Genomic DNA, 23,478 nt, shown 5'->3' on the forward strand with positions numbered 1-23,478 from the left:
CGCTGCCACGGCCACCGGTCCCCCGACGACGGCGGCGACCGCAAGGGCTGCGGCGAGCACGCCGGCCGGGCGGGCAGGTGTGACCCGTGACGGTCGTGCGTCCTCGTCGCGACGGGCGAGCGCGACTGTGAGCACGAGCCCGCTGACGAGCAGGAGGGCACCGAGCAGCAGGGCGAGCTGGTAGGGCACGTCGGGGGCGAAGCGGGCTGCGACCATCGTGGCCGCGCCGGCCGGCACGAGCCAGCCCTGCTGCCACCCGTTGATGCGCACCGGGGTGAGGGCCTGGCCGTCCGCCGTCGTGGCCTCCCAGCCGGGGTGGAAGTTCTGGGCGAGCACGAGCGTCGTCGAGCCTGAGCGCTGCGGGAGGGTGGCGACGGCCTGCGCCGGCGTGGGCCGCTCGAGCGAGACCGGCGTCTGCGCTGCCGCCCGGCGGGGGGCGCCGGCCCCGAGCAGGTCGAGGGTCACCGGGGCGAACTCAGCGGTCGCGCGGGCGCGCACGAGCACCGTCCCCGACGGGGTGTCGAGGCTCGAGCCGTCGGAGCAGACCTGCCACCGCAGGGGGCGGCCCTCGAGCATGTCGCCGACGCGTCCCGTGACGGAGGTGAGCACCCGCTTGCCGTCCACGTCGATCGGCGGGCCGAAGCCGCACGGCACCCCCGTCGACTGGTCCGGCGACAGCGGCCGCACGAGGTCGGTGGCACCGCTCAGCGTCAGCTCGCTGAAGCCGGTGGGGGCGAAGGTGCGACGACCGGTTGCGGAGTCGATGTTCTCCAGCAGGCGCACGTCTCCGAAGGTGAGCTTCAGGGTGCGGGTTCGCTTGGCCGGGAAGGAGATACGGCCCTCGGTGTCGGCGCGACGCGTCACCGTGCTGCCGTCGTCGAAAGTGACCCGCACCTCGACCGGGGTCGATGCGGCGAGGTCGAAGGACTTCGTGATCGTCAGCCCGTCGAGCACCCGAGCCTTCGGAAGGCGCAGGCTGAACCAGGGAGCGGGGTCGACCTCTCCGGCCACCCACCCGGTGCCGGGGTTGCCGTCGAGGGCGGCCTCGGGCCGGCCCGAGGGAGCATCGACGAGGCGGGAGCTGGCGGTCGCCTCGATGCCCGAGGGGAGGGCGAGGAGGCGCTCCGCTGCCGGCCCGTCGAGCGCGCGGACGGTGCCCGAGGCGGCATACGTCGCGGGTCGCTCGGCGCTCCACTGCCTCGACCACCCCGTCTCCTCCCACTCCTGCCCGAGCGTCGGGGAGCAGCGGGCGACCGAGTCCAGGGTGAGGCACTGGCTGCGGCCTCGGGCACCCTCCTGCAGCAGAACGGCGTCCGGGGTGCCCGTACCGTCCTGGGCGTCCGTGCCGCCGGCGGCGCGCTCGGGAAGGACGGCGGTGGGCCCGGGGTCCACCCCGGGAATGCCGATCTCGTTGATGGAGAAGCCGTTCGGTGTTCCTTCGCCGACCCGCGCGAGAGTGATGCGGATCCAGCTCGTCCGGCCGGGTGGCGTGAGGAGAGGGAGGATGGGGCCGGGCCGCACCTCGCTCGTCGTGGCGCCGGCGGCGGTCTCAACCCGCAGCACGGTCGGCTCGGCCGCGACGGGCGTGTTGCCCGACACCGAGATCGTCGTACCCGAGACGTCGCGTTCGGCATCGAGGTCGACCTGGAGCCACTCCCCCACCGCCGACCCGTAGGTGCCGCTCACCCAACGGGTGCGCAGGTCGGCGTCGAGGGCAGAGGCGGGGCCGTTGCCCGGGCCGAGACGCAGCGTCGCGGTGGCATCCGACGCCGACGACGACGCGGTGACCGACCGGACCCCCCGCCAGTGCAGCGTCGTCTGGCCCGCACGTGGGTCGGAGGTGTAGTCGATGACCGCTCGTCCGGACCGGCCGGCGTCGTCGCGCGCCAGCAGCTGCGACGTGTTGTCGGCCGCGGAGCCGAAGTCGACCTCGCGCCGGCGCTGCCCGTCGGTCAGCACCCAGGGGCTCGCCGGCGAGGTCGGCACGACGAGCGCGTCCGTCCCCGCGAGCACGTCTCGACGACCCGTCGCATCGGCGATGCCGAGGAGGTTCTCGGGGCCGCCCGTGACGCGGGCGAGCCGCTCCGTCGACACGAGGCGGGCCGGCTGGGCACCGCCCACGGCGTAGATCTCGATGGCGGGCCGCTGGACGAGGGTGCGATGGTCGACCGTGAGGGAGTCCGACTCACCGTAGGCGCCGGTCGGCGGCCCGAACGCCGCGACCCGGCGCAGCCCCGACTCGACGAGCGACCGCGTCACCGCTGCCGGGGGCGAACCCTGCGCGTCGAGCCGGATCTCGTTGCGGACGAGGACGAATCCGATGCCGGCACCCGCGAGCACGGTGCGCAGGCCGTCCACGCGCTGCCCTGACCCGAGCCGGTCCTGGAGCGAGTCGAGCAGCCGGGTCGCACCGGCGGACCCGAGCGGCACGGCGTCGCGCACCACGAAGGGGCGGTGCATGAGCGCCTGCAACGGCTCGTCCTTGGTCGAGCCCCAGGTGAGGTCGCTGAAGCTCGCTGCCGGCGCGACGAGGACGGCACCCGGCGCCGGCTGGGCATCGAGCCACGAGGCGGCCCGGCGCCAGTGGTCGGGGATGGCGCGGTAGCCCTCCGGCCGCGCCAGCGCGACCCCCACGGCCGGGGCGCAGGCGACGACGAGCAGCGACGTCACGACGATCGCGGGCAGGCCTCGTCGCACCCAGCTGTCAGACCAGGCGGGCAGCAACGGGCGGTCGGAGCGAAGCAGGGCGTGGGCCCGGACCAGGAGGTGGCCGAGCCCGATCACGAGCGGCAGGCGCACGACGAGCTCGAACTTGTGCGTGTTGCGCAGCGGCGCGAGCGGTCCGTCGAGCAGGTGGCGCGCCGCCTCCGGCAGCCATCCCGAGACGGGGTTGCCCACGGTCACCAGCCCGAGGCCGACGACGAGCCCGAGGAGCAGGAAGGCCCGGTGCGGGGTGCGTCGCAGGGCGAGGCCGGCGAGGCCCGACGCCGCCACGACCGTCGTCGCGACGATGAGCAGGGGTGAGGTGAGCAGCAGCCAGGCCGCCGGCCACGACGGGCCCGCCGGCGCCGCGAGGAAGCCCAGCCAGGCGCTCGTGCCACGCAGCGCCTCGAAGGGGCTCGCGGTGGCCGTCGTGACGGCAGCGTTCTCGATCCAGCTGAGGAAGGGCGGGCTGTTGCGGCCGAGCACGAGCAGCGGGAGCACCCACCAGGCCGAGGCGACGACGACGGCCGCCGCCCAGGCGAGGGCGAGCCTGAGCTGCTCGCGGTCCCACCGGCGGGTCAGGAGCCAGAGCAGCGGCAGCACGAGCACCGCTCCGCTCGCGACCGCGTTGACGCCCCCGACGCACGCGAACGCGAGCCCGGAGCGGGTGGCGCGCCAGCGGACGGAGCGGTCGGGCACGAGGAGCGGCAGCAGCACCCAGGGTGCGAGCGCGAGCGGCCACACCTCGACCGAGGTGACGGCGACCTCGCTGAGCATGCGGGGACCGAGGGCATAGACCACCGCGACGACGAGGCGCACCCACGGGCGGTCCACGCCCATGGCCCGGCTGAGACGCCACATGCCGAGGAAGGCGACGACGAGGATCGTCGTCCACCACAGCCGTTGCACGACCCAGGCCGGCAGGCCCGCGCTCGTGAGGAGCAGGTGGAAGGGCCCGACGGGGAAGAGATAGCCGTAGGCCTGGTTCTGGAGTTGGCCGAGCGCCCCCTGCGGGTCCCACAGGTGCAGGGCACGCAGCAGGAAGCCCCCCGGGTCGGCCGTGAGGTCGAGCTTGGTGTCGGGCACGATGAGGCCGGGGGACTGCCGGAAGCAGATCGCGGCCAGCCCGATGACGACGGCGACGAGGCGCAGGTGCCAGACGAGGCGCGGCGCCCCACCCCCCGGAGCCGGCGGTGCCACCGGGCGCCCGTCGGGCGGGCGCACGCCCGTGGCGACCGCTGGTGTGCTCGTCGACACGGCTTTGTCCGGCCGGCCGGGCTGGGATGCGGTCTCCTCGGGCCGGTCGGTCGGAGCCGAGGTCAGGGTGAGTGGGCCCACCGGGTCACCGCTTCCGCACGACGATGACGGCGTTCCAGCTGACGACCTCGCGGACTCCGGGCACGCGCACGACCCAACGGGCCCAGGACGGGTGGTAGCGCGGCAGCACCTCGACGACCTCGACCCGGCCGTCCGCGCGCGCCTCGTCGAGCCAACGCATCATCCGGGCGACAGAGCACGCGTAGAGGCTGCGTCCGAAGTCGTTCTTCGGCCGGCGCCCCATGCGACGGGCATACCGGTCGGCCGCCCGACGACCACCGAGGTAGTGCCATGGAGCGGTCTCGTGACCGCCCCACGGCGAGAGCCACGGGGTCCACGAGATGACGACGGTGCCACCCGGACGGGCGACCCGCACCATCTCGTCGGCCATCACCTCGGGCTGGGGCACGTGCTCGAGCACGTTGCTCGAGTAGACGAGGTCGAGCGCTCCGGTCGCGACGGGCAGGGCGAGCCCGGAGGCCCGCATCATGTTCGCGCCCACGCCACCGCGTGCGGTCAGCTCGCCGACGTCAGGGTCCACCCCGGCATACCGTGCGCCGGCGTCCGCGAAGGCGTCGGCGAAGTAGCCCGGGCCGCCTCCGACGTCGAGGACGGTCGCGCCCTCGAGGCCGCACCAGCGGCGCACCTCGCGGATCGAGTCGAGCGCGAGCAGCGAGTAGAAGCGGTCGGGGTCGGTCTGCTCCACGCGGAAGGCGCGCAGGAGCTGGACCGAGCGTCGCAGCGTGCCCGACGGGGCCAGCGCGTCGCCGCCCGACGACGGGTGCGGCGAAGCCATCAGGCGCTCGCGGCCTCGCGCTGCACGGGTGCCGGCGCGGCCTTCGGGACACCGCCGGCCACGACGTTCTCGAGCAGGGCCTCCCACGCGGCGACGGCCCCCTCCCACGAGTGCAGGGCGGCGTGCTCGCGGGCCCGCTCCCCCATCTCGGTGCGCTTCGACTCGTCACGGAGCAGCTGCGCGGTCGCGCGTGCCATGCCCTCGACGTCGTCGACGAGCACGCCCGTGCGGCCGTCGACGATGGACTCCGAGAGCCCGCCCGCGCCGTGGTGGGCCACGGTCGGCACGCCGTGCGCACCAGCCTCGACGACGTTCAGGCCCCAGCCCTCCTTGGCGCTCGGCGCGAGCGCCACCCAGGCTCGAGACAGCTCGCGGTGCTTCGTCACCTCGTCGACGTAGCCGAGGAAGTGCACCGCATCGCCGAGCCCGGCTGCATGAGCATGCTGCTCGACGCGGTGGCGCCACCAGCCGTCACCGACGATGCGCAGCTGCACGCCGGGCACGCGGTCGCGCAGGCGGCCGAGCGCGTCGATGGCGAGCTCGACCCGCTTGTGCGGCACGAGCCGGCCGAGGACGACCACGGTCGGCGTCGCAGCGCGCGACACGCCGAGCGCCATCGGCCGGTCGGTGCCGTTGTGGATGACGTGGATGTCGTCAGCGCGCACGCCCAGACCGACGAGCTCGTCGCGGCTGCGACCCGACACGGTGACGTAGGTGCTGCCGCGGTAGACGCGGGGCGACACACGCGACTCGAGCGCCCAGCCCACCCGGGCCATGAGCGGTCCGAACACGACCGGCCACTGCTCGCGGTGGACGTGGTGCACGAGGCTGACGACCGGCGCCTTCGTGGCGAGGGGCGACCAGAACGGGAGGCCGTTCTGCGTGTCGACGACGACGTCGTAGTCGCCGTGCGCGCGACCCGACCGGAGAAGGGCGCGCAGGGCGGCGGGGTAGACCGTCGAGCGGCCGCCGCGTCGCACGATGCGGTAGCCGTCGATCTCCTCGACGGGAGTCGCACCGGGGTGGGCGGCGCAGAACATCGTGACGTCGTGCCCGCGGCGGGCGAGGCCCGCGCACACCGTCTGGGCATAGCGCTCGGCGCCTCCGCCCTCCGGGTGCGTCAGGTCACGCCAGTTGAGCAGGGCGATGCGCATGGAACCTCGTCGTTCGTGGTGCTGGGCTGAGCCGGGGGGCCGGGGAGCTCGGAAGCGCCCGGCCCTTCCTCAGGGCTCCGTCAGGGCTCTGTCAGGGCTCGGTCAGCCGCCGTAGCGGATGACCTCGGTGGGAGACACGGGCTTCTGCGGGCCGTTGAGCACGGCCCCGCTGTCATTGGGACCGGTTGCGGTCACGACGGCGGTGACGGCGACGACCGCCGCGCCCCCTCCGAAGAGAGCGCAGGCGACCGCGATGAGGAGTCCGGAGACCGCTCCGCGGTCGCGACGACCATTGCTCGCGGTGGCGCCCAGTCGGGCCAGCTCTCGGGACAGCACGGTGGACTTCACAGTGGTCGACTTCCTCCCAGCACGCCGCCATGGCGTGACTTACTCGTGAGTACTGTAGCGGCGCGACGCCCGTTGGCAAGCCCGCGACGAGGACCTTTCGACGGTGGCGTCAGTCACGCACCGACCACACGACGAACTCGTCGTCGCGCAGCACCTCGACGAGCCCATCGGGCCGGACCGGCAGCCGGCCGGGCGTGCCCTGCCATTCGACGACCAGCTCGATGCCCTGGCGGCGCAGCTGATCCGCGTCGATCACGCCCTGCGCCCAGGACGCGGACTCCTGGGGGTCGGCTCCACCGACCCGCAGGAGCCGCCCGTCGCGGTCGACGAGCAGGTCTCGCGCGACAGTCACGGGGCCGCGCAGCGCGAGCGGGAGGGGGTCGAGAAACGGCTCGGCTCCGGCCCAGCCGACGGACCGCATGGGCTGCCACGGGAGCACGAGGGCGGACCGCTCCCCCACGGCCGCGACCACCCGCTCCCATGACGACGGGAAGGTCACCGGCCGGTATGCCGCGTGCAGCCGCGCCGCGGCGTCGGGCACCGCGAGCACGGCCAGCGACACCCCGACGGCTGCCGCCGCGAGCGCCACCACTGCCCCGAGCCGGCGGCTCGGTCCGCGATCCGAGGCGCGGGGTCGGGTTCGGGTTCGGGTTCGGGTTCGCGGCAGGGTGGCGAGCAGGCCGAGCAGGCCGAGGGGCGCGAGCACGGCCACGGTCATGGCGCTGATGCCCACCCATCGGTGGGTGTCACGCACCAGGGCCACGCCGGGCACCGACTGGGCGGCAGCCAGCACGGCGATCCCGGTGGGGGTCGCGAGGACAAGGGCCACGACGGGCGGTGCCACGAGGCAGGCGAACCCCAGCCGGCGCTGACGACGGAGTCCGGCGGCGCCGACCACGGCCAGGCTGAAGGTGAGGCAGCCCACGACGAGGGGCCACCAGCGCAGACGTGAGGCGGGGGTCGCTGCCTCGCTCCACACTCCCCCGCCCGTCAGCACGTCGATGACGCCGTGCACGCCCGCGGCACGCACCGCGAACGCCTGCGCCCCGTCGGACTGGCCCACGTCCGTGTGGCCGGCGAGGACGGCGACGAGCCACGGGCTGCACCACAGGAGATTGAGGGCTGCGACAGCCGCGAGGTCACGCACCGGTGCCCGACGGAACGCGACGGCGGCGACAAGGGCGGCGGCGGCAGCGGTGAGCCCACCCACCGGGGTCAGGGCGGCCGGCAGCGCGGCCACGACCGTGAGGACGAGCCACCGCCGGCGGGTGGCGGCCTCCCGTGCCACGACGACGATCCACGGCAGGGTGGAGACGGCGAGCAGTGTCGGTGGCTGGCCGAGCAGCAGGCGCTCGACGGCATACGGCGACCAGGTGGCGAGCGCAGCGCCCACCACGGTGGCGACCGGTCCCCACCGGCGCAGCAGCACCGTCACGCCGACCCCGGCGAGCAGGAGGGTCGCCGCGAGCAGGACCAGCTGTTGGAGCCCAGACGGCACGACGGGGTGCAGGAGCGCGATGACGAGGTCGAGCGGGACGGCTCGGGGAGCTGGCCCGTCGAGGCCCAGGGTGCGCGCGGTCAGCGACGGCTCCGGGACGGAGACGAAGTCGCGATAGAGCAGCTGGCCACGGCCGACCGCCGGCCACAGCAGCAGTCCCGTGAGCGCAACCGTGACGCACGTCCCAGCCGCGACGGCGAGCGCAGTGGGCCGCCGGGCTGGCATCATGCACGGCACTATGGCACATCGCGAGGAGGCGGCCCCCGGCCGCGCGGCGTCCTCCCCCGACACGATCGACGGCGACCCCCGGCGGCCGCCCGGTGCACGGTCAGGGGCCGTCCTGCTCCTCGGCACGCTCACCTCGAACGTCCTCTCCTACGCCTTCTTCGCCGTCCTCAGCCGCACCCTGAGCGGTGACGACCTCGGTGCGGTGGGCTCGCTCGTCAACCTCTCCGTGCTCGCGGGAGTGCCCGCTCTCGGCCTCCAGCTCGTTGCGGCGCGTCTCGTGTCGCGGGCGATGTCCGGCGACGGTGCGAGCGAGGGGCGGCCCGGCCCCGGCGAGGGCGCGGCGGCGACGGCCACGGCCATCCACGGGGTGATGCGTGCGTCGGCTGGGCTCGGGTTGCTCACGGCGGTCGCCGTTGCCGCACTCTCGCCCGTGCTGGCCCACCTGCTCCACCTCAGCCCGCTCATGGTGGTTGTCGTCGGCGCCGCCATGCTGCCGACGGCGGTCGTCTTCGCAGCCCAGGGCGTGCTCCAGGGGAGCGAGCGCTTCGTGCGCCTCGCGGTGGTCCTCGCCGGTGCGGGGGTCGCGAAGTTCGCGGCGGCCTGGATCGCGGCTCGAGCCGGCGGTGGTGTCGTCGCTGTCATCACGCTCTTCGCCCTCGGCTGGGTGGTCGTGGCCGGCGTCGCCCTCGCGCTGCTCCCCCGAGCGGGGCTGCCACTGCGGGCACTGCTGGTCCCACGGCGCCGCTCCGAGCCGTACCACCACCATGATCGGCCTCGTCACCCCGAGCTTCCTCATCACCCCGAGCGGCCGCGTCACCTCGCGCGCCTCGTGGCCGCGGCCGTCGTGCCGACCTCGGGGTTGCTCTTCCTCTCCAGCCTCGATGTCCTGCTGGCCCGACACCACCTCGCACCCGAGGCGTCCGGCGCCTATACCGTGGCGGCGCTCTTCGAGAAGGCTGCGTTCTGGGGGCTCGGCTTCCTCGCCACCCTCTTCTACCCGGCCATGGCACAGCAGGCGCGACGCCGGGCTGCACTGCTGCGGGCACTCGCCGTGACGGCGGGAGCCGGCGCCGTCGGCGTGGGGCTGACGGCGCTGCTCGGGACCTGGCTCGTCACCCTCGTCGGCGGCCCCGGCTACGCCGCGCTCGGCCCCGGGCTCTGGCGGTTCACCGCGCTGGGGGTGTGCCTCGCGCTCGTCCAGGTCATCGCGTATGCCGGAGTGGCCGCTGCGACCACCCCGATGGGGGTCGCGATGTGGCTCGCCGGCGGCCTGGCGGTGGCGCTGACGTCCGCGCACCACGCCGACGTCGACGCGGTGGTCGACGTCATGCTCGTGGTCTCGGTGTCGCTCGTCCTCGTCGGCCTCGTCATCGAGCGCCGTTCGCTGCTCGGAGCCGGTGACCCCGACGGCGAGGACGACGCTGACGGGACCCGTGGCGCCCCCGACGCTGCCGGCACCCGTCCCTGACAGCACCGGCACTGACGTCGGCCCACGCTGACAGCAACGGCACTGACAGCGACCCGCGCTGACAGCACCCAGCGCTGACAGCAACGGCACTGACAGCGACCCGCGCTGACAGCACCCAACGCCGACAGCGGCGCGTTGACCGCGCCCTCGCGCCGAGGGACCGCCCTCGGTCAGTGAGCGGCGTCGTGCCAGGAGCGACCCACCCCGACGTTCACGTCGAGGGGCACGTCCATCTCGGCCGCGTGCCCCATCTCGTGGCGCACGAGGGCCTCGACGTCGGCCCGCTCACCCGGGGCGATCTCGAGCACGAGCTCGTCGTGGACCTGGAGCAGGACCCGCGACCGCGCACCCGAGGAGACGAGACCGCGGTCGACGTTGATCATCGCCACCTTCATGATGTCGGCGGCCGAGCCCTGGATCGGCGCGTTGAGCGCCATGCGCTCGGCCGTCTCGCGCCGCTGCCGGTTGTCCGAGGTGAGGTCGGGAAGGTAGCGACGCCGGCCGAACATCGTGGCGGTCCACCCGGTGCCACGGGCCTCGGCGACGACCTCCTTGAGGTAGTCGCTCACACCGCCGAAGCGCTCGAAGTAGCCCTCCATGAGGCCTCGGGCCTCCTCGGTGCTGATCGTCAGCTGCTTGGACAGGCCGAAGGCCGACAGGCCGTAGGCCAGGCCGTAGGACATCGCCTTGACCTTGGAGCGCATGGCCGGCGTGACGTCCTCGGGTGCGACGCCGAAGACCTTCGAGCCGACGAAGCGGTGGAGGTCCTCGCCCGTGCGGAAGGCCTCGATGAGGCCCTCGTCGCCGGAGAGGTGGGCCATGACCCGCATCTCGATCTGCGAGTAGTCGGCCGACATCAGCGCCTCGTAACCCTCACCGACGACGAAGAGCTCTCGGATGCGCCGCCCCTCCTCGGTGCGGATCGGGACGTTCTGAAGGTTCGGGTCGGTCGAGCTGAGACGCCCGGTGGCGGCGATGGTCTGCAGATAGGTCGTGTGGATGCGACCGTCGTCGGCGACGGACTTCTGCAGCCCCTCGACGGTGACCCGCAGCCGCGCCGCGTCACGGTGGCGCAGCAACGCCTCGAGGAAGGGGTGCCCCGTCTTGGTGAAGAGGTCTGACAGGGCGTCGGCGTCGGTCGTCCACCCGGTCTTCGTCTTCTTCGTCTTGGGCATGCCGAGCTGGCCGAAGAGCACTTCCTGCAGCTGCTTGGGCGAGCCGAGGTTGATGCGCTCGCCGCCGATGGCGTCCCAGGCGTCCTCCTGGGCCTGCGCGACCTTGGCGGCGAAGTCCTGCTCGAGGTGGTCCAGGCCGTCGACGTCGACGGCGATGCCGGTGCGCTCCATGCGGGCGAGCACGTCGATGAGCGGCAGCTCCACGTCGGCGAGCAGCTCGGAGCCACCCGTCGCGGCGACCTGCTCGTCGAGCACGACAGCGAGGTCGCGCACCGCCGTGGCGCGCACCATCTCCTTGTGCGCCGCGACGTCGTCGGCGTCGCCGCCGAAGTCGAGCATGCCCTGCCCGTCGGCCGGCGCCGACCCGGAGAGCTCACGGTGCAGCTGGCGCAGGACGAGGTCGTCGAGGTGATAGGTGCGCTGGTCGGGCTTGACGAGGTATGCCGCGAGCTGCGTGTCGCTCGTCAGCCCGGCGAGCGACCAGCCGCGTGAGGCGAGGGCCTCGACGGGCCCCTTCGCGTCGTGCATGGCCTTCGGGTGCTCGGCGTCCTGGAGCCAGCCACCGACGGCCCGCTCGCCCTCGGGCGTCAGGGCAGTGAGGTCGACCCAGGCGGCAGCGCCGTCGGGGGCGGCGATGGCGAGGGCTGTCGGGTCGCCGACTCCCCGGCCCCACGTGCCGGCCACGGACAGGCCTGCCCGCTCGCCGGCCGGCAGGTGCTCGGAGATCCAGCCGGGCACGGCGGCGGCCTCGAGTACCGTGCCGTCGACGTCGAAGCCGGACTCGGCCTCGGGCTCGCTCGCCTCGACCTCGGCGAAGAGCCGGTCGCGCAGGACCCGGAACTCGAGACGGTCGAAGACCTCGTGGACCTCCTCGCGGCTCCACTGGGCGCGCTCGAGGTCGTCGACGGTGACACCGACCGGGCTGTCCTTGACGAGCTGGTTGAGCCTGCGGTTGCGCAGCACCTGGTCGAGGTGGGCCCGCAGCGACTCCCCCGCCTTGCCCTTGATCTGGTCGACGCTCGCGACGATGCCCTCGAGGTCACCGAACTGCGTGATCCACTTCGCGGCGGTCTTGGGGCCGACGCCCGGCACACCCGGGAGGTTGTCGGAGGTCTCGCCGACCATCGCCGCGAGGTCGCTGTAGCGCTGCGGCGGCACGCCGTACTTCTCCTCGACCTGGGCCGGGCCCATGCGCCACACCTCGGAGACGCCGCGCACGGGGTAGAGGATCGTCACGTTGTCGGAGACGAGCTGGAAGGTGTCGCGGTCGCCCGAGCAGATGAGCACCTCCACACCCTGGGCGTCGGCGTCGGTCGCGATCGTGGCGATGATGTCGTCGGCCTCGTAGCCCTCGAGCTCGACGAAGCGGATGCGCAGGGCGTCGAGGACCTCCTTGACGAGCGGCAGCTGGCCCGAGAACTCGTCGGGCGTGCGCGCTCGACCCGCCTTGTACTCGGCGTACTGCTCGGTGCGGAACGTCTGGCGCGACTTGTCGAAGGCCACGACGACGTGCGTCGGCTGCTCGTCACGCAGCATGTTGATGAGCATCGAGGTGAAGCCGTAGACGGCGTTGGTGTGCTGCCCCGTGCTCGTCGAGAAGTTCTCGGCAGGGAGCGCGAAGAACGCGCGATAGGCCAGCGAGTGTCCGTCGAGGAGGAGTAGTCGGCTCACACGCGCAGCCTAGTGTGAGCCACCGACGGCGCAGCCCGGCCCGTGCACCCACAGCCGCACACCTCCAGCTGCGCCGCACCTCGAAGACGGTGTGTGCCTGCCCGGGACGTGTGCCGACGCCCTCGGGGTGTGGCGAGCGGGGGCGGAGCCACCACGCCTCGGCATAGCATCACCGTCATGACCGACGCACCGCAGACGACCGAACCCACCCATCTCGACGACCTGGGACTGCAGCTCGAGGGCACCCTCATCGAGCGGATGGGCATCGAGGTCCTGGAGGCGACGCCGGAGCGGCTCGTCGCGACGATGCCGGTCGAGGGCAACACCCAGCCCTACGGCCTGCTGCACGGCGGAGCCAGCGTCGTGCTCGCCGAGACCCTCGGCTCCATCGGAGCGGCCCTGAACGCCGGGCCGAGACGCATCGCAGTCGGTCTCGACATCAACGCCACCCACCACCGGGCGGCGCGTTCCGGCATCGTGACCGGCACGGCCACGCTCCTCAGCGCGGGGCGCACGCTCGTCAGCTACGACATCGTCGTGACGGACGACACCGGCCGACGCACCTGCACCGCGCGCATCACCTGCCTCATCCGCGACGCGGCGCCCGGCGCCTGAGCCGCACTCCCGAGCGGAGCTCCTGCCGTGCTCCTGAGCAGGGCTCCTGAGGCCGGCTCCTCAGGCCTGAGCTCTAGCCGGCCACCTGCGGCGGCTGGTGACGACGCCGGAAGCGCAGGTCGCGACGGCGTGCCATCACCTGGTCGATCGCGACCCGGGTCGGGCGCGGCTCCCCGGCGAGCTTGCGCTGCAGCGCCGCGGAGGAGGTGACCCGGCGCACCGTCTCCGGCACGAAGCCGAGGCGGGCGAAGAAGCGGTTGGCTTCGCGGTCCTGGGCGGGCACGAGGCTCGCGACGTGCTCGGCACCCTGCCGGTCGGCATACCGCGACGCGGAGGCGAGGAGCGCGCGACCCACCCCGAGACGCCGGTAGTCGGGGTCGACGTAGAGCATGTCGATCGACACGCACGGCGAGTCGACGAGCAGGCTGCGCGTCGAGTCCGACAGCACGAGGTAGCCCGCCGGACGGTTGTCGACGAAAGCGATGAAAGCGGCAACATCGCTGCGCTGCAAGGCATTTCGCAACGTGCCGTCGAGAGCGAGCCGCTGCGCGGCCTCCGGAGTCGTGCCACCCTCGATGCGGTGGGTGATCCACAGCTCGATGAAAGGCGAGTGCAGGCTCTCATCGACGCGCTGCACCGAAGCGATCGAACGAACCATGATCCCTCCCTTCTGGCCCCGAGGTCGCCCGCCCGAGACTACGGGTATCCGCTCCCCGGGCGGAAGGGGCCCCCGCAACCTGTGGACAGGCGACGGGGCGCCGCGACCAGATGGTCGCGACGCCCCGTCAACCGACGTGCGTATGCCGTGTCGCCGGCACCGCCTGACGCGTGCGGTCAGACGTCTCCGCCGAGGTAGGCGGCCTTGACCGCCGGGTCGTTCGCCAGCTCCTTGCCGCTGCCCTCGCGAACGATCTCGCCGGTCTCGAGGATGTAGGCGCGGTGCGACCGCTTGAGCGCCTGGGCGGCGTTCTGCTCGACGAGCAGCACCGTCGTGCCCTGGCTGTTGATCTCGGTGACGATGTCGAAGATCTGCTGGATCAGCTTCGGCGCCAGCCCCATCGACGGCTCGTCGAGGAGCAGGAGCTTGGGCTTGGCCATGAGGGCGCGCCCCATGGCGAGCATCTGCTGCTCGCCACCGGACATCGACCCCGCGGCCTGGTTGACCCGCTCCTTGAGCCTGGGGAAGAGCTCGAAGACGCGCTCGAGGTCGTCCTTGACGGCCTTGCTCTTGCGGTCCGGACGGGCATAGGTGCCCATCTCGAGGTTCTCCATGACCGTCATGCCGACGAAGCAGCCGCGGCCCTCGGGCGACTGCGAGATGCCGAGCACCGGGCGCTCATAGGACGGCAGGTCGGTGATGTCCTTGCCGTTGAACGTGACGGTGCCGGCGCGCACCGGCCGCAGGCCGGAAATCGTCTTCATCGTCGTCGTCTTGCCGGCTCCGTTGGCCCCGATGAGGGTGACGATCTCACCCTCGTCGACGGTGAAGGAGATGTCGCGGATCGCCTCGATGCGGCCGTAGTTGACGCACAGTCCCTTGACCTCAAGAAGCATCTTCTTCATCAACTCCCAGGTAGGCGGCGATGACCGCCGGGTTGTCGCGGATCTCCGCGGGCGTGCCCTCGGCGATCTTGCGCCCGAACTCGAGCACGACGATCCGGTCGGTGACGCCCATGACGAGCTTCATGTCGTGCTCGATGAGCAGGACGGTGTAGCCCTGGTCGCGGATGGTGCGGATGAGCTCCATCAGCTTGGCCTTCTCGGCCGGGTTGAAGCCGGCCGCCGGCTCGTCGAGGCAGAGCAGCTGCGGGCTCGTGGCGAGCGCTCGCGCGATCTCGAGCCGCCGCTGGTCGCCGTAGGGGAGGTTGCGTGCGAGCTCGTCGGCCTTGCCGGCGAGACCCATGAACTCGAGCAGCTCCATGGCACGGGCCCGGCCCTGCTCCTCCTCGCGGCGGTGCTTCGGCAGGCGGAACATCGCCGTGACGACACCCGTCGAGTGGTGGGCGTCGACGCCGACGAGGACGTTCTCTAGCGCCGTCATGTTGGCGAAGAGCCGGATGTTCTGGAACGTTCGCGCGATGCCCAGCTTGGTGATCTGGTACTTGTGGCGCTTGCCCAGCGGCTTGCCGAGATAGCGCACCTCGCCCGAGGTGGGCTGGTAGACCCCGGTCATGACGTTGAAACACGTCGTCTTGCCGGCGCCGTTGGGCCCGATGAGCCCGAGGATCTCGCCCTTGTTGATGTGGAAGCTCACCTCGTTGAGGGCGACGACGCCACCGAAGCGCAGCGTCACGGTGTCGACCTCGAGCAGGCGCTCGCCCTCGGCGACGACGGGCACCCCGATGTCCTCGGGAGCGATGTCGACGTCGGGGTTGATCTCGGTGACCTCGTCGACCGGCGCGGTCGCCGGCGTCGCGGGACGCTCTGCAGCCGTCGACGGGGGGGTCGGCTCGGCGCCGACCGGTTCTGGGTTCGTCGGCTCAGGCACCGGCTTCTCCTTCCTCGAGGACGTGCTGTCTGGCGTCCGCTCGTTTGGCGCGCAACGTGCGCCGCGGCGGCAGGAGGCCCTGCGGACGGAAGATCGCGAGGAGCATCAGCGCCAGGCCGAAGACGAGCACGCGGAAGTCGGCGAACTCGCGGAACCGCTCGGGGAAGTAGCTGACGACGATGGCGCCGAGGATGACGCCCCACCGGTTGCCCTGACCACCGACGACGACGGCCGCGAGGAAGAGGATCGACAGGAGCAGCTCGAAGCTCTGCGGGTTGATGAAGCCCGACTTGCCGGCGAACATCGCACCTGACAGACCACCGATCGCGGCCCCGAGCGCGAAGGCGAGCAGCTTGAAGCGGAACGTCGGCACGCCCATGAGCTCGGCAGCGTCCTCGTCCTCCCGGGTCGCTTCCCAGGCCCGTCCCACGCGGCTGTTCTTGACGAGGATGTCGAAGACGAGGACGAGGGCGATGACGACGAGCGCCAGCCAGTAGTACGGGATGAAGTCGCTGATGCCGAACTTGAGGAACGTCGTCGTCGTGCCGAGGTCGACGACGGGCACGCCCGTGCTCCAGTCGATGCTCGGCACCTCGAAGAGCTCGATGCCAGGGGGCCGCGGAATCTCGGAAATGCCCTGGGCGCCGCCGAGCCACTCCGAGTTGATGAGCGTCAGGCGCACGATCTCGCCGAAGCCGAGGGTCACGATGGCGAGGTAGTCACCACGCACGCGCAGCGTCGGGGCACCGAGGATGACGCCCGAGGCCATCGCGACGAGGATCGCGATCGGCACGCACCACAGCCACGGCAGCGAGCCGTGCTGCGAGCTGAGCACACCGACGGTGTAGGCGCCCACGGCGTAGAAGCCGACGTACCCGAGGTCGAGCAGGCCGGCATACCCGACGACGATGTTGAGGCCGAGGGCGACGAGGACATACGTCGAGACGGTGAAGAGCACTCCGCCGAAGTCGGAGTCCGGCGTCGTGATGAACGGGATGTTGAGCAGCGGCAGCGCAAAGAGGAAGAGCGCGAAGATGATCCAGAGGACGACCTTGATCGGCAGCGGGAGGTCCGCGATGCGCTCGTTGAGGTTGGGCCGCACCTTCTTCGTGGCGTTCTGGGTGGTCGTCATGCGCGGGCCTTTCCGAGGGACTCACCGAGCAGGCCGGTGGGTCGGAACAGCAGGATCACGATGAGCAGGACGAAGGCGACGACGTCCTTCCACTGGGTGCCGACGATGGCGGAGCCGTAGTTCTCGGCGAGGCCGAGCACGAAGCCACCGAGCAGCGCACCGCGGAGATTGCCGATGCCACCGAGGACGGCGGCGGTGAAGGCCTTGACGCCGAGCAGGAAGCCTGCGTCGTAGCGCGTGATGCCGATGCGCAGGAGGTAGAACACGGCCGCCGCGCCGGCCATGACGCCACCGACGAGGAAGGTGACCTGGATGACGCGGTCACGGTTGACACCCATGAGGGCTGCAGCCTCGGGGTCCTGGGCGACCGCGCGGATGCCGCGCCCGAGGCGGGACCGCTTCACGAACTGGTCGAGGATCACCATGATGGTGATCGCGCCGACGATGACGAAGATGTCGACGTTGGTGACGGCGTAGCCACCGACCGTGAAGACCGGCTCCTTGGCCACGATGTCGGGCAGGCCGACGGCGTTGCGCGAGTTGCGCACATAGGCTCGCAGGTTGTCGTCGAGGCCGACCCAGGCGACGATCTTCTCGCGCAGGCCCATGACCTCCGCGAGGACGAACGAGGCGCCGACAGCTGAGATGAGCGCGATGAGGGGTGGGGCGTTGCGTTTGCGCAGCGGGCGATAGGCGAAGCGTTCGAGGAGCACTGCGATCAAGCCCGACATGGTCATGGCCGCGACGAACATCATGGCGATCCAGAAGATCACCTGGCCCGTGCCGCCACCGGCCTTGCCACCGAGGAACATCACGACCCAGAGGGCCGCGAAGGTGCCGTACATGAAGACCTCGGAGTGCGCGAAGTTGATGAGTCGCAACACGCCGTAGACGAGGGTGTAGCCGAGCGCGACGAGGGCGTAGACGGCACCGAGCGTGAGGCCCGTGATCGTCAACGCCCAGAAGTTGTCGATGAGGAACTGCATCCAAGACCTCCTGCGGGCCGGGGAGCGAGATGAGACCGAGTACTGCTGCCGTCAACCGGCCGGGGGCGGTCGGAGCCTGGGCTCCGACCGCCCCCGGAGTGACGGTGAATCCTTACTTGATCTCGCCGACAGAGACGATCTTGCCGCCCTCGACCTTGTAAGCGAAGACCTTGACGTCGGTCACCTCGCCCTTGGCGTCGAACTTGAGCTGCTTCGTCACGCCCGGCTTGTCGTAGGACTTGACGAAGTCGACCATCGTCGCGCGGTCCTTGCCGGCGGCGATGCCGTCGAGCAGGATGGTCGCGGAGTCGTAGCCCTCACCGGAGTAGGTGTTGGGGTCCTCGTTGAACTTCGCCTTGTAGGCCGCCTGGAACGCGGGAGCCACATCGGCCGGGACGCACGGGCAGGTGATGATGGTGCCCTCGGCAGCGGCCTGCGCGTTGTCGATGAAGGACTGGTCCTTGACGCCGTCGGCGACGACGAAGGTGCCCTTCCACCCGGCGTCACGCAGCTGCTTGATGAGCGGCGCGGCCTCGGGCGAGTAGCCACCGAAGAAGAGCGCGTCGGCGCCGGAGGCCGTCACCTTGGTGACGGAGGCGCCGAAGTCGGTCTGCTTCTGCTGGATGGTGTCGTTGCCGACGACCGTCGAGCCGAGGTCCTGACGGACGATGTCGGCCAGGCCCTTGCCGTACTCCGATGCGTCGTCGATGACGAAGACCTTCGTCGCCTTGACGGTGTCCTTGATGTACTTCGCGGCGGCGGGACCCTGGGTCGCGTCGTTGCCGAGAACGCGGAAGAAGGTCTTCCAGCCGTTGTCGGCGAGCTTCGGGTTGGTGGCCGACGGCGTGATGTGCACCAGACCGGCCTCGGCGAAGGCGGGGTTGGCGGCCTTGGACTCACCCGAGAAGGCGGGACCCACGATGCCGACGACCTTCTTGTCGTCGATGGCCTTCTTCGCGAGGGCCGGGGCCTGCGTCGGGTCACCCTGCGAGTCGTAGTTCTCGAGCGTGACCTTGCAGTCCGGGTGCTTCTTGTTGTAGTCGTCGAGGGCGAGGTTCACGCCGTTCTGGATGTAGATACCCAGGTTGGCGTTGGGGCCGGTGAGGGCACCGAACATGCCGATCTTGTAGTCGCCACACGCCGCGGCGCCACCGCTGGCGGCCGGCGCGTTCGAGGTGCCGCCCGTCGTGCCACAGGCACCAAGGGCAAGGGCTGCGACCGCGAGCGGCACAGCGAACTTGAGGGTAGAACGCACGGATGTCCTCCTGATGTCACACATCCCCCAGTCGAGGGCTGAGACGAAGGCTAGGCCCACAGTCCTGCTTCGGTCATCAGAAACTCGCGATGAGTGACCGTGTCGTGACCTGCGCCGCCGAACGATTTGCGGCGCACCGCGGTCAGGACGAGGGGAACCCGTTGATGACGGCCTCGGCGACCTCTTTCATGCCGAGGCGACGGTCCATCGCCGTCTTCTGGATCCAGCGGAAGGCATCGGACTCGCTCAGCTTGAGCTGCGTCATGAGCACGCCCTTCGCACGGTCGACGAGCTTGCGGGTCTCGAGGCGCTCGCCGAGGTCGGCGATCTCGGCCTCGAGCGCCTTGAGCTCCTGCCAGCGCGAGGTCGCGATGTCGATGGCGGGGCGCAGGTCGTCGGCGGTGAAGGGCTTGACGATGTAGGCCATGACGCCGGCGTCACGTGCCCGCTCGACGAGCTCGGTCTGTGAGAAGGCGGTGAGCATGATGACGGGGCAGAGCTTGGACTCGTGGAGCTGCTCGGCCGCCGACAGGCCGTCGAGCACGGGCATCTTGACGTCCATGATGACGAGGTCGGGCTTGACCTCCTTGGCGAGCTCGACGGCCTGCTCGCCGTTGCTCGCCTGGCCCACGACGTCGTAGCCCTGCTCGCCCAGCATCTCGACGAGGTCGAGGCGGATGATGGCCTCGTCCTCGGCCACGAGGATGCGGGTGCCGCCGGTCGCCGCAGCGGGCGTCTCGGCGGGCTGGGGGGTGGTGCTCTCGTCTGTGCTCACGGACCAAGCCTATCCGGGGTCGGGTTTCGGGCGCGTTTCGGGACGGTGAAGCGCATCGTCCTCACCCGGCACGACATCAGCCGACGTGACAGCGCATCCTGCCGTACGGCTCGAGTGGTGAGCCGACCGCCTCCGCGAGCAGGCGCCCGGCCCGCGAGTCCGACGCGGCGACGCAGGCCAGTGTGACGGACAGACGGTCCAGAGCCAGCCGGATCGTCACCGGCGCGACGTCGTGACCGGTGACCAGCCGGTAGAGGACGTACCGGTCGGAGATCGCGACGTCCGGCGCCTTCAGGTTGGCGAGGTACACGGCGCGCGGCACCACCCCTGCCCGTTCGGTGGTCGTCATCGCGAGAACCGCCATCTGCGACGGTGGCAACAGCCAGACGCCGGGGGGTGTCGTCAGCGGCAGGACGGCTCGCACGTCCTCCAGAGCCGCCTCGTCGAGCTTCCACTCGTTGAACGCCAGCCGGGTTCCGGTGTCTGACGACCACAGCGGCGTGCTCTGCGCGACGACGACCGCAACGACTGCGCACGCAGCCAGTGCAGCCCCCCAGTCGGCAAGGGATCGCCACCTCGCGGAGACCGTGCTCGACGGCAGCCGAGCAGTGACGAGCATGCCCACGAGGACAGCCACCGGGATGACGAGGACCATCCGCCAGGCCACCGGGCCGGCACCTGTTGCCGTGTTGACGGCGTCGTAGACCCCGGGCACGAGCGAGGCCAGGCCGGACAGGGCGGCGCAGGTGGCGAGGGCTGCGGCCGGCCCCTGGACCAGTCGCGGCCCGAGCACGGTTCCCACCACACCGAGGGCGACCATCGACGTCACGAGCCCGAACAGGTAGCCGAACACCTGCGAGGGAGGCAGGGCCGTCGGGTTGACTCCGCCGACGCCCGGGCCGAGCACCGAGGCCACCCCGGCGGCGACCGGACCGAGAAGGAAGCACCCCACCCCGACGGCGCAGGCCCGGGATCGCAGGAGCCAGGCGGCCAGCAGCCCAGCAGCACCGAGCACGGGAGCCATCAGCGCGGCGCTGCTCGTCAACCCCACGAAACAGACGCCCAGGGCGGCGAGCACGAGCAGGTGCTCTCGCCTCGGTCGAGTCGTCAGCGCCGTCAGGTAGCACCACGCCAGGGGGATGACGACCGTGACCGCGGGAACCTTGCCCTCCCAGATGGCGCCGATGTGGTAGCGACCGACGACGCTGCCCGCGCTGAAGAGGGTGAACGACGTGGCGACGAGGAAGACCAGCCAGGCCCGGCGGGGAGCCCAGCTGCGGACCAGGCGCCACGACGCCCACCCGGATGCCGCGGCAAGCAGCGGCACGGTCCAGAGGAAGACGAAGGTCGGAGCAGCGAGCCCCAGCACATGGGCCATGGCTCCCTGCCAGGCCTCGATCGAGGCCAGGGGAAGGCTGCTGCCGTACGTCGTGGGCAGGACGCCGGCGCTGAACACGGTGTCGTTCAAGGTCGGGGTGCCGCGTTCCGCGACCCACGTCGCGCGGTTGACGTAGTAGACGTCGTCTCCCGACGAACCCGACAGGGCCGAGGCCAGCACCGCGAGCCCGACGGACACGGAGGCCGCGACGACATGTTCCGCCTGCGAGACCCGGCCGCTCGGCGGGTGGAGCCCGGAGCGCCGAACCCGGTGGTGGATCTGCACGCATGCAGCGAGCAGGACCACCAGGCCCGCCACCACGAGGGGAAACACTCCGAGCGTGTCCCGCAGAACGGTCAGCACGACGAGCACGGCGGCGACGGCGAGGAACAGGACCGCGGGCGACCAGTGGACGCCGGATCCGTCGTCCTGCGGGACCACCTCGTCGAGCGGCTCGCGCGGCAGGACCTGACGCTCACGTGTCCGGCGGGAGAACGCCCGCCAACCGACCAGACCCAGGGTGAGCACGATCCACACCCGCGCCGGCCACCAGAGCGACCACTGCGTGACGAGGGCGAGCTCGTAGAACACGGTCCAAGCGGCGAACGCGTAGACACCGCACTCGACCAGTCCGTCCACCGCACGGACCCACATCGCCGGACCCGCGTCGACTGCGGCCCGCGTGTCGGCGCTCACGGCCACTGCTCCCAGCACCTCATCATCATGGTGAACGAACGACACGGCCGCATGCCGGCCTTGGCCCCGCGACCGGGCCCAGCGATGACGCGACCGTCAGTGCCGAGGGCGGGACTCGAACCCGCACGACCTTTCGGTCAGAGCATTTTGAGTGCCCCGTGTCTGCCATTCCACCACCCCGGCAGGAGTGCCGGGCCAGCATAGCCGGGGTGGAGCCCCGGCCCACGACCGGTCAGCCGGTGACCTCTTCGGGCCGGTACGCGGGCGCCGTGCCGTCGACCGCGTCACCGATGCGGTGCACTCGCAGAGCGTTGGTCGACCCCGGGATGCCGGGGGGCGAGCCGGCGACGATGACGACGCGCTCGCCCTTCTCCACCCGACCCTCGGGGATGAGGTTGAGGTCGACCTGCATGGCGAACTGGTCGGTGTGCTGCATGCGCGGAACGAGGTAGGTCTCGACGCCCCAGACCAGCGCCAGCCGCGAGCGCACGCGCGGGTCGGAGGTGAAGGCGAGCATCGGCAACCGGGGACGCAGGCGCGCCATGCGGGTCGCCGACCCGCCGGTCTCGGTGAAGATGATGAGGAACTTGGCCTCCACGGTCTCGCCGATCTGGACCGCGGCCCTCGTCACCGCGCCGCCGACCGTCTTGGGACTCGACCGCAACGGCTCGATCTTGTCGAAGCCGTTCTCCTCCGTGCTGGAGATGATGCGCGCCATCGTGCGCACGGACTCGATCGGCCACGCGCCGACCGACGTCTCGCCCGAGAGCATGAGGGCGTCAGCCCCGTCGAGGACGGCGTTCGCGGCATCGCTGGCCTCGGCGCGCGTCGGGCGCGGGTTGTCGATCATCGACTCGAGCACCTGCGTGGCGACGATGACCGGCTTGGCCTCGCGGCGAGCGAGCTCGATGGCGCGCTTCTGCACGAGCGGGACGTCCTCGAGCGGCATCTCCACACCGAGATCGCCTCGGGCGACCATGATGCCGTCGAAGGCGGCGACGATGCCCTCGAGGTTGTCGACCGCCTGGGGCTTCTCGATCTTGGCGATGACGGGCAGCCGCGTGCCGAACTCGTCCATGATCTCGTGGACGTCGGTGATGTCGTCGGCCGACCGGACGAAGGACAGGGCGATGAGGTCGACGCCGAGGCGCATCGCGAAGCGCAGGTCGTCGCGGTCCTTCTCCGAGAGCGCCGGCACGCTCACCGCGACGCCCGGCAGGTTGATCCCCTTGTTGTTGGACACGACCCCCGGCACGACGCACTCGGTGAGGACGTCGGTGTCGCTCACCTCGATGGCGCGCAGCATGACCTTGCCGTCGTCGATGAGGAGCGAGTCGCCGGGGCTGACGTCACCCGGCAGGCCGGCATACGTCGTGCCGACGACGGTGTCGTCACCCTCGACGTCGCGCGTCGTGATGGTGAACCGCTGGCCGACCCGCAGTGTCACCGGGCCGTTGGCGAAGCGACCGGTGCGGATCTTCGGACCCTGCAGGTCGACGAGGATGCCGACGGCCCGGCCGGAGGCATCGCTCGCGGCGCGCACGTCACGGCAGACCTGCTCGTGCACGGAGTGGTCGCCGTGGGAGAGGTTGAGGCGGGCGACGTCCATGCCCGCCAGCACGAGGGCGTGGAGCTGCTCGGGAGAGGAGGTCTTGGGGCCGATGGTGCAGACGATCTTGGCGCGGCGCATACCTCAACCTTAGGGGTGCTGTGACCTGGGTCACCGGGCGGGTTCGCAGTGTGGTCATGCCCCTGTCGACGGAGCAGAACACCCCTCCCCGCGCGCGGGGAGGGG

The 23,478-nt window shown here is 71.4% G+C and carries 16 protein-coding genes, 1 tRNA gene and 1 pseudogene; 2 read left to right on the forward strand and 16 right to left on the reverse strand.

The features are described from left to right. Positions 1 to 705 precede the first annotated feature (705 nt). The 5 genes and pseudogenes from FHX52_RS24645 to FHX52_RS06145 all read right to left on the reverse strand — a co-directional run. A pseudogene (locus FHX52_RS24645) lies at positions 706 to 4,041 on the reverse strand (alpha-(1->3)-arabinofuranosyltransferase domain-containing protein); the annotation flags it as partial. A 4-nt stretch (positions 4,042 to 4,045) separates the two neighbouring features. Continuing rightward, a complete protein-coding gene (locus tag FHX52_RS06130; RefSeq protein ID WP_141820845.1) occupies positions 4,046 to 4,816 on the reverse strand; it encodes a class I SAM-dependent methyltransferase in 771 nt (256 codons plus the stop codon). Beyond that, a complete protein-coding gene (locus FHX52_RS06135; RefSeq protein WP_141820847.1) occupies positions 4,816 to 5,970 on the reverse strand; it encodes a glycosyltransferase family 4 protein in 1,155 nt (384 codons plus the stop codon). The genes FHX52_RS06130 and FHX52_RS06135 overlap by 1 nt, the downstream gene beginning before the upstream one ends. A gap of 102 nt (positions 5,971 to 6,072) precedes the next feature. Further along, positions 6,073 to 6,318: a hypothetical protein gene (locus FHX52_RS06140; protein WP_141820849.1), complete on the reverse strand. Its 246-nt coding sequence runs from the start codon at positions 6,316 to 6,318 to the stop codon at positions 6,073 to 6,075. Positions 6,319 to 6,427: 109 nt separating this feature from the next. Beyond that, positions 6,428 to 8,044 (reverse strand): MmpA family trehalose lipid delivery protein, encoded by a 1,617-nt coding sequence (locus tag FHX52_RS06145; protein WP_141820851.1) that lies wholly within the window; start codon positions 8,042 to 8,044, stop codon positions 6,428 to 6,430. A 10-nt stretch (positions 8,045 to 8,054) separates the two neighbouring features. Here FHX52_RS06145 and FHX52_RS06150 point away from each other — a divergent pair, with 10 nt between their 5' ends. Continuing rightward, positions 8,055 to 9,512: a lipopolysaccharide biosynthesis protein gene (locus tag FHX52_RS06150; protein WP_185747099.1), complete on the forward strand. Its 1,458-nt coding sequence runs from the start codon at positions 8,055 to 8,057 to the stop codon at positions 9,510 to 9,512. A 170-nt stretch (positions 9,513 to 9,682) separates the two neighbouring features. On the opposite strand, the gene polA is transcribed toward FHX52_RS06150, so the two are convergent. After that, entirely contained in the window at positions 9,683 to 12,358 is a 2,676-nt protein-coding gene (gene polA, locus FHX52_RS06155; RefSeq protein ID WP_141820855.1) for a DNA polymerase I, read from the reverse strand. Between the two features lie 177 nt (positions 12,359 to 12,535). Here polA and FHX52_RS06160 point away from each other — a divergent pair, with 177 nt between their 5' ends. Continuing rightward, a complete protein-coding gene (locus tag FHX52_RS06160) occupies positions 12,536 to 12,973 on the forward strand; it encodes a PaaI family thioesterase (RefSeq protein ID WP_141820857.1) in 438 nt (145 codons plus the stop codon). Between the two features lie 73 nt (positions 12,974 to 13,046). Here the strand turns inward: FHX52_RS06160 and FHX52_RS06165 are convergent, their stop codons facing one another. The 10 genes from FHX52_RS06165 to pyk all read right to left on the reverse strand — a co-directional run bounded on the left by FHX52_RS06165 (position 13,047) and on the right by pyk (position 23,373). Then, positions 13,047 to 13,631 carry a GNAT family N-acetyltransferase gene (locus FHX52_RS06165; RefSeq protein ID WP_185747100.1) on the reverse strand — a complete coding sequence of 195 codons (585 nt, stop codon included), beginning with the start codon at positions 13,629 to 13,631 and terminating at the stop codon, positions 13,047 to 13,049. A gap of 176 nt (positions 13,632 to 13,807) precedes the next feature. After that, entirely contained in the window at positions 13,808 to 14,527 is a 720-nt protein-coding gene (locus FHX52_RS06170) for an ABC transporter ATP-binding protein (protein WP_141822058.1), read from the reverse strand. Further along, positions 14,517 to 15,461: an ABC transporter ATP-binding protein gene (locus tag FHX52_RS06175; RefSeq protein WP_141820859.1), complete on the reverse strand. Its 945-nt coding sequence runs from the start codon at positions 15,459 to 15,461 to the stop codon at positions 14,517 to 14,519. The genes FHX52_RS06170 and FHX52_RS06175 overlap by 11 nt, the downstream gene beginning before the upstream one ends. Continuing rightward, positions 15,454 to 16,593: a branched-chain amino acid ABC transporter permease gene (locus FHX52_RS06180; RefSeq protein ID WP_141820860.1), complete on the reverse strand. Its 1,140-nt coding sequence runs from the start codon at positions 16,591 to 16,593 to the stop codon at positions 15,454 to 15,456. Before FHX52_RS06180 ends, FHX52_RS06175 begins: the two co-directional genes overlap by 8 nt. Beyond that, the gene (locus FHX52_RS06185; RefSeq protein WP_141820862.1) at positions 16,590 to 17,579 is read right to left on the reverse strand and encodes a branched-chain amino acid ABC transporter permease; all 990 of its coding nucleotides are present in this window, start codon (positions 17,577 to 17,579) and stop codon (positions 16,590 to 16,592) included. Before FHX52_RS06185 ends, FHX52_RS06180 begins: the two co-directional genes overlap by 4 nt. A 112-nt stretch (positions 17,580 to 17,691) precedes the next feature. Then, entirely contained in the window at positions 17,692 to 18,834 is a 1,143-nt protein-coding gene (locus FHX52_RS06190; protein WP_246069630.1) for a branched-chain amino acid ABC transporter substrate-binding protein, read from the reverse strand. 142 nt (positions 18,835 to 18,976) lie between these two features. After that, on the reverse strand, positions 18,977 to 19,609 hold the full coding sequence (locus FHX52_RS06195) for an ANTAR domain-containing response regulator (RefSeq protein WP_141820864.1): 633 nt from the start codon (positions 19,607 to 19,609) through the stop codon (positions 18,977 to 18,979). Positions 19,610 to 19,685: 76 nt separating this feature from the next. Then, entirely contained in the window at positions 19,686 to 21,683 is a 1,998-nt protein-coding gene (locus FHX52_RS06200) for a DUF6077 domain-containing protein (RefSeq protein WP_141820866.1), read from the reverse strand. Between the two features lie 100 nt (positions 21,684 to 21,783). Beyond that, positions 21,784 to 21,866, reverse strand: a tRNA-Leu gene (locus tag FHX52_RS06205). A 49-nt stretch (positions 21,867 to 21,915) separates the two neighbouring features. Then, positions 21,916 to 23,373: a pyruvate kinase gene (gene pyk, locus FHX52_RS06210; protein WP_141820868.1), complete on the reverse strand. Its 1,458-nt coding sequence runs from the start codon at positions 23,371 to 23,373 to the stop codon at positions 21,916 to 21,918. Positions 23,374 to 23,478 lie beyond the last annotated feature (105 nt).

Origin of the sequence: Humibacillus xanthopallidus (genome assembly GCF_006717145.1) — a bacterium.
Taxonomy (GTDB): Bacteria; Actinomycetota; Actinomycetes; order Actinomycetales; family Dermatophilaceae; genus Humibacillus; species Humibacillus xanthopallidus.

Coding starts and splice junctions, on each gene's coding strand:
- FHX52_RS06130 (WP_141820845.1), bottom strand. CDS start 4,816: ATGGCTTCGCCGCACCCGTCGTCGGGCGGCGACGCGCTGGCCCCGTCG.
- FHX52_RS06135 (WP_141820847.1), bottom strand. CDS start 5,970: ATGCGCATCGCCCTGCTCAACTGGCGTGACCTGACGCACCCGGAGGGC.
- FHX52_RS06145 (WP_141820851.1), bottom strand. CDS start 8,044: ATGATGCCAGCCCGGCGGCCCACTGCGCTCGCCGTCGCGGCTGGGACG.
- FHX52_RS06150 (WP_185747099.1), top strand. CDS start 8,055: ATGGCACATCGCGAGGAGGCGGCCCCCGGCCGCGCGGCGTCCTCCCCC.
- FHX52_RS06160 (WP_141820857.1), top strand. CDS start 12,536: ATGACCGACGCACCGCAGACGACCGAACCCACCCATCTCGACGACCTG.
- FHX52_RS06165 (WP_185747100.1), bottom strand. CDS start 13,631: ATGGTTCGTTCGATCGCTTCGGTGCAGCGCGTCGATGAGAGCCTGCAC.
- FHX52_RS06170 (WP_141822058.1), bottom strand. CDS start 14,527: ATGCTTCTTGAGGTCAAGGGACTGTGCGTCAACTACGGCCGCATCGAG.
- FHX52_RS06180 (WP_141820860.1), bottom strand. CDS start 16,593: ATGACGACCACCCAGAACGCCACGAAGAAGGTGCGGCCCAACCTCAAC.
- FHX52_RS06185 (WP_141820862.1), bottom strand. CDS start 17,579: ATGCAGTTCCTCATCGACAACTTCTGGGCGTTGACGATCACGGGCCTC.
- pyk (WP_141820868.1), bottom strand. CDS start 23,373: ATGCGCCGCGCCAAGATCGTCTGCACCATCGGCCCCAAGACCTCCTCT.